This is a genomic window from Chryseobacterium sp. BGARF1, from assembly GCF_001677955.1.
In the GTDB taxonomy this organism is placed as follows: domain Bacteria; phylum Bacteroidota; class Bacteroidia; order Flavobacteriales; family Weeksellaceae; genus Chryseobacterium.
Genome location: NZ_LELA01000167.1, coordinates 1 through 350, shown reverse-complemented (window position 1 = coordinate 350; position 350 = coordinate 1). Strand labels below are relative to the sequence as shown.

Sequence of the window (350 nt, the reverse complement as noted above, 5' to 3'; positions counted from 1 at the left end):
GGCTCAGTCTCAAAAGTTGGGGACTAAGCAAAAAGTTTTGATAATCTAAATAGAAAGAAAGATTTATCCTTTACTCCTCTGAGTTGCATTCTAAAGTTTTTGATTTTCGCATTGAAAGATTCCGCGGATGCATTCGTACTTCTTCCATCAAAATAATTTAGAATATCATTATAATGATGTGTAATGGTATTTTTGAGGATAGAAAACGACTTGAAACCCGACTCTTCCACTTCTTTAAACCAATGCGCTAGCCCTCGAAGCAGAAAGTCATCTACTGCTATTTCTTCATGAAAGCCTTTGGATTGGAGTTGGAGTGAAGAGAATTCTTTTGGCGTAGTGTTTTTTTCTTC

General features: G+C 36.0%; 1 protein-coding gene. It reads right to left on the bottom strand.

All coding sequences use genetic code 11. From position 1 onward, the window contains the following. Positions 1–23: 23 nt before the first annotated feature. Positions 24–350 (bottom strand): transposase (locus AB671_RS21175; RefSeq protein ID WP_228391007.1); only part of this gene is annotated, 327 nt, incomplete at its 5' end.